This window comes from Candidatus Latescibacterota bacterium, from assembly GCA_019038625.1.
Classification (GTDB): Bacteria; Krumholzibacteriota; Krumholzibacteriia; order Krumholzibacteriales; family Krumholzibacteriaceae; genus JAGLYV01.
This window is the reverse complement of the sequence record JAHOYU010000030.1, coordinates 1-4,204: the sequence shown is the minus strand read 5'-3', so window position 1 is coordinate 4,204 and position 4,204 is coordinate 1. Positions and strand designations below refer to the sequence as shown.

Below are 4,204 nucleotides of genomic sequence, written 5' to 3'. Positions count from 1 at the left end.
GTCTCTAACGGAGAACGATTATATCCTGGTCACTCTTCACAGGCCTTCGAACGTCGACGATCCGGAGGAACTTCGCGCCCTCTTTGATATGCTTGTCAGACTTTCGGCGAGACACCAGGTCATTTTTCCAGTACACCCGAGGACGAGGAAGATGATAGATTCAGCCGATCCTCCTTTCGGCCTGGCGGAGAGTTTCAGGATGATCGACCCCGTGGGATATCTCGATTTTCTCAGGTTGATGAAAACGGCAAAGATGGTCATCACCGATTCGGGAGGAATACAGGAAGAGACCACCGTTCTCGGTGTTCCATGCATCACGGTCAGGGAGAACACAGAACGTCCGATCACAATCGAAGTGGGTACGAATGTTCTTGCAGGCACTGACCCGGAAAAAGTAGAATCCGAAGCCATGAGGATACTCGATGATGGTATTGGAGATCACGGGATACCTCCACTATGGGACGGCAGGACCGCGGAACGAATCGCTGATGTACTCGAAAAAGAATTCAACTGATACAACTGGCAGCCGGAAGCCCGGAAACGGGTCCTCATTGGCGGCCGGATATATGTGGACGTTCGGTTCCACGGCGTTGCCGCTCGCAGGCGCCTTTATCGCTTCTCTCCTGATAGCCAGATGGATGGGCCCCAGAGCAGCCGGACTGATCAACTGGACGATGGCGCTCGCGACGATCCTTCTCATCCCCGCAAAATTCGGTATTGACGGAGCTGCTTCGAGAATGGTCTCTGGATATTCCGTATCGGAACCGGAGCTTGTCGGCCCTGCTGTGAGTACGAGCCTGTTGATGAGACTTTTATTCACCTTGCCGGTATGTGTAATAACGGTTTTTTTCGCCCGATGGTTCGCGATGTTTTTCGGAGAGGAAGCGCTTGAACCGTTGTTCAGGATCAGTGCCCTGCTCATTCTCGCCGTCAGTATCAATGAACTGACGGGCCTTCTGGCTGTGGGCCTGAAAAGATTCCGGCTGCTGTTCCTCATGAGGACAGTGATGTTTGTCCTGAGGACAGGCCTTGTGGCTGGAGTAATATATGTTGCTGCCGGCCCCCGCGGTATTCTGGGAGCATATACGGCCGCCGCGTTGATTCCGGCGATATTGATTTTCTCCATTCTCCTGGCCCGCTACAGAAACGGTTCAGTTTTTCGCATAGAAAGACCGATCTGGAAAAAGATGTTACGGTTGAGCGCTCCGCTGGCTATCAGTGGAGCGTCGGTCACGATCTACTCTCTGCTCGATAAACTGATGCTGGGATATTTTCACGGAGCAGCCTCTGTAGGGATATATTCGATAGCCAGGAATCTGCTTGAGACGAGTCTTTTCCCTACCTTTGCCCTGGTCATGATATTGAGGCCCGCGCTGGCCGGTGGATGGGCAGCCGGCGACCACGACAGGTGCAGAAGCCTGATCGACAGGTCGATAATTAACTCGGTCTTCTATTCTGTATGCGTTATCACTGTGTTCAGCTGTCTGGCGATGCCGCTTATCACCGGCTTGTTCTCCATCGAATTCGCCGATTCGGCGAAGATACTGCTGATGTTTCTGCCGCTGATCCTGATGAGGAGTATTGGTTCAGTGATATTGCCCGGATTGATCGCCGCTGACAGAGCCGATACTTATGCTAAATTAACTTTTACCGGAGCTATACTCAACTTCGTGCTGAATCTTGCTCTTATTCCGAAGTATGGAGCTGACGGAGCGGTCATATCCACACTTCTCTCATATCTGCCGGTAGAGATACTCGGGCTGAGGGCCCTGTGGAAGGTGCTGCCCGGTTTCTGGAGGCAGGGCAACTGGTCCAGGATAGTCCGCTGTCTTATGACAGGAGTCATCGTGGTATTGACCTACAGGTCAGTGATCGAGAGTCCGGACCGTTTATTGCCGGCGATTGCCCATGCAGCTGTCATAGCATCGATATTCACCGGTGGGCTTGTGCTCACCAGAGCGATCACCTTTGCCGAGATCAGGGAGATACTGGCTCCTCTCTTTGGTGTCCGTAGATAGGTCGCCACTCTTACTTCTTGACTTGCTATACACAATAAACGATTCTTATTCAGACGATAGAAGGGAGTGGATCTTGACGACAGCAGGAATTATCGTCCCCCTCGTTCTCTCATTCATCCTGGGTCTTTTCTTTACGCCCCTCGCAATCGGTATAGCGGTGCGATGGAAGTTGCTGGAAAAGCCGAATGGAAGGACGAGCAGGGAGATAGCTCATATCGGAGGAGTGGCGATAATAGGCGCCATACTCTTTGCGCTGATACCGGTATTTCTGTTTTTTCTGCCGGAAAGCAGACTTGACAGGGTATTTGTCCCTGTACTGATCGCCAGTGGATTCCTCACATTTCTTCTGGGGATCATCGATGATCTCAGAAGTCTGCACTACATGTATAAGCTGTTTTTCCAGATAACAGTCTCACTCTTCGTGTCAGCTGGCGGGTTGGGGCTCCTTGAGCATTTCGGCCTTGTCAGCATGTCTCTTCCTATGGGCCTGGCAGCCTTTGGCCTTTCGTCTGTCTGGATGCTTGCCGTGACTACTTCGTTCAATCTAATAGACGGGATAGATGGCCTGGCATCCGGGATCGCCTTTATCTCGGCACTCGCTTTTTTCGTGGCGGGGAATATTTTCGGCCAACCGGTCATAGTAGCGCTTTCTGTGGTGCTCGCGGGTTCGACGATGGCGTTTCTGAGGTATAATTTTCCGCCGGCCAGAATCTTCATGGGAGACTCCGGGAGCCTTTTCCTGGGTCTTATGTTTGGATTGATCTCACTTCTCATGCTACTGCCTGGAAAGGATATCTTCTATCGGATGTCGGGGTGCGTCATCATACTCAGTATTCCACTGATGGATACCGTGCTGGCGTTTCTCAGACGTGTACTCACAGGGCGTCCACCTTTCGAAGCGGATCACATGCATCTTCACCATGTCCTGCTTTACCATTTCAATTCGATGAGAAAAGTGGATTTTCTCCTTTGGTCGATATCGGCCGTTTTCGCAACTCTCGGAGTCATGACGATGATGGCTTCACTTCCGGCACTCGTTATCAGTGTTCTGCTGGAGGTCATCTTTTTCTCTGTCGCTTTGAAGAAGATGGTGAAATTCAATATTCCGATGGAGAAGGTCGACGAAGTTCTCAGTAAATACGGAGTGTCTTCACTCGGGATACTTTCGCGCGAAGATTGACTCCTGCTTTCCCGTTGCCTTTTATACAACTCTATGATAGTTTTCCCCTTTGAACAGTGATAACTACAATCCAGAGGGAGCAGCCGGTTGAGCGACGACAAGAAGATCACAGTGGGATTCAGGCCTGACAAGGCATCCATTCGCAGGGCCGAAAGAATCATCGAAATGCTTGCCGAGGCAGGTTGCGGTAATATAAATGATTTCAGGGAAAACCGATCTAATATCAATGGAAAGGGACCGCTTGAGATCAAAGGCCTTTTCAAGATGTTACGCGAGGGCCGACTGGATATCGTGATAGGCAGTGCCAGCGAGATACCTTTTCCATTGAGTGATGGATTGGAGATAGGGGCCGTTCCATCAAGGGGCAATCCCTACAACGTGCTGGTCTCGGATGAGGAGCTGATCCTGGAGGAACAGCCCGAAGATATGCCGATCGTGGTTCCCGATCCGGTAAGCAGGGGACAGCTTCTGTACTACAGGCCAGACCTTCTTTTCGTAGATATGGACTGCGGTGTGGAATCTCTGAACGGGATGATGGAGGAAGGAAAGATAGGTGGCTTCGTCGTCGATGCCATGGAGGTTGAAGCGTTGTCCTGCCAGGACCGTGTAGTCGAGGTGTTCACTTCATCTCTTTGCATGCCCGCCGCGGGACAGGGAGCCATGGCTCTCGTCACGAGAAGTGGTGACAAACGGGTGAAAGCGATAGTCGAAAAGATAAATCATCAGCCGTCATGGGCCGAAGTATCTCTCGAAAGGATTTTTCTTGGAGAGATCCCCGGAAGAGGGCGGAGGTCGGTGGGTGCCCTGAGCCGCGTCGAAGATGACGAGTTCCAGATCAGTGCTGTCCTGGTGGCCGAAGACGGATCTGAGAGAATAGAGGGGACGATGACAGGGTGGAAGGGTGAAGAGAAGGCCGCCGCGGGAAAACTGGTGAATCAGTTGCTGGACGCGTGCGGAGAACATTTGATCAGGAAGTGTTGATCGGAAGATCTAACAGGGAAGAGAC

Annotated in this window: 4 protein-coding genes; all 4 read left to right on the top strand. The window is 51.7% G+C overall.

Annotated elements, in window-relative coordinates; translation table 11 throughout:
* On the top strand, positions 1 to 514 hold a 514-nt coding region (locus tag KOO63_02095), incomplete at its 5' end, for a UDP-N-acetyl glucosamine 2-epimerase (protein MBU8920628.1).
* On the top strand, positions 423 to 2,018 hold the full coding sequence (locus KOO63_02090) for a flippase (GenBank protein ID MBU8920627.1): 1,596 nt from the start codon (positions 423 to 425) through the stop codon (positions 2,016 to 2,018). The genes KOO63_02095 and KOO63_02090, both read left to right, overlap by 92 nt.
* Before the next feature lie 73 nt (positions 2,019 to 2,091).
* Positions 2,092 to 3,198 carry an undecaprenyl/decaprenyl-phosphate alpha-N-acetylglucosaminyl 1-phosphate transferase gene (locus KOO63_02085; GenBank protein ID MBU8920626.1) on the top strand — a complete coding sequence of 369 codons (1,107 nt, stop codon included), beginning with the start codon at positions 2,092 to 2,094 and terminating at the stop codon, positions 3,196 to 3,198.
* A gap of 87 nt (positions 3,199 to 3,285) precedes the next feature.
* Entirely contained in the window at positions 3,286 to 4,179 is an 894-nt protein-coding gene (locus KOO63_02080; protein ID MBU8920625.1) for a hypothetical protein, read from the top strand.
* Positions 4,180 to 4,204: the final 25 nt, after the last annotated feature.